Below are 1,113 nucleotides of genomic sequence, written 5' to 3'. Positions count from 1 at the left end.
TGACTACGGCAGACGCCAAACACTGACACTGCCAGATTCAAGTACGCTTAACTACAGCTACAATAAGTTTGGTCAGCTAAGTGCTATTCATATACAGCAAGCCAATAGCGAAGCGAATGATTCAGCTAGCGCAGCACAGTCGCTCGTAACATTAAACTACAACAGCCAAGGTAATATTAAAACCCAGCAGTTTGGTAATGACATAACCCTTACTCAACAGTTTGATGTATTCAACCGCTTAACACAGCAACAGCTTACACACCCTGCACAAGCACTATTCGATACCTGTACGTACAATTACGACAGCATCAACCAGCTGATTGCCCGTAAAAACGAAGGTGTAAGCAGCCACAATACTAATTTTGAATACAACAGCTTGGGGCAGTTAATACAACAAAATCTAGCCTGTGATGAGAACAATAAAATCACCCATTACCAGTGGGATAGCTTTGGTAACCCAGTCAGCCAGTCGACGGTTCAAAATAACGATTTAACAGAGCAACAAACGACTCAGCTAAATCATGATAGCGATACTATCAACGCCAGCATTAAGGTTGAAAGTAACCAGCCAGAAAGCACAACTAATGTAGTTCATAGTGAATATAACGATTCAAGTGCAGCAACGCTTGCTAGTGACCTAAGCGAAGATGATGCGATTATTCAAGGCACTACAGACGCAGACCGTTTAACACACTTTGGCGACAGCGACTTTTACTACGATGAATTCGGTAACCAAATACGCGAAACCGGCAAAGGCATTAAAACCCGCCGTGAGTACAACGCGTTTAACCAGTTAAGCTGTTTTAACAACAACGGCACACTCACGCAATACGACTACGACCCACTCGGTCGCCGCATTGCTAAGCACACCGAGCAGGGAAAAATTGATTACATTTGGGATAACGACCAGTTAATTGGTGAATGCCAACACGGTGAATATACTTGGTATATCAACCTACCTAATCAATTTCACCCAGTCGCACTGATTAAACAAGGCGAGGTGTATTACTATCACCTAGACCAACTTAATACTCCACGCTTTGTTACTAATAACGGAGTTTTTCAAGTTAGTTGTCGCATCAAGTTAAATTTTATGCCGCCCGCACTTCTGCT

General features: G+C 42.9%; 1 protein-coding gene. It reads left to right on the top strand.

Annotated features, from left to right (window positions below; genetic code table 11):
* The coding region (locus tag CWB66_RS15510; protein WP_138586057.1) for an RHS repeat domain-containing protein at positions 1–1,113 on the top strand (1,113 nt) is incomplete at both ends.

Origin of the sequence: Pseudoalteromonas sp. S558 (assembly GCF_005886635.1) — a bacterium.
Taxonomy (GTDB): Bacteria; Pseudomonadota; Gammaproteobacteria; order Enterobacterales; family Alteromonadaceae; genus Pseudoalteromonas; species Pseudoalteromonas aliena.
The sequence above is the reverse complement of the archived record's forward strand: the minus strand, read 5'-3'. Positions and strand labels throughout refer to the sequence as shown.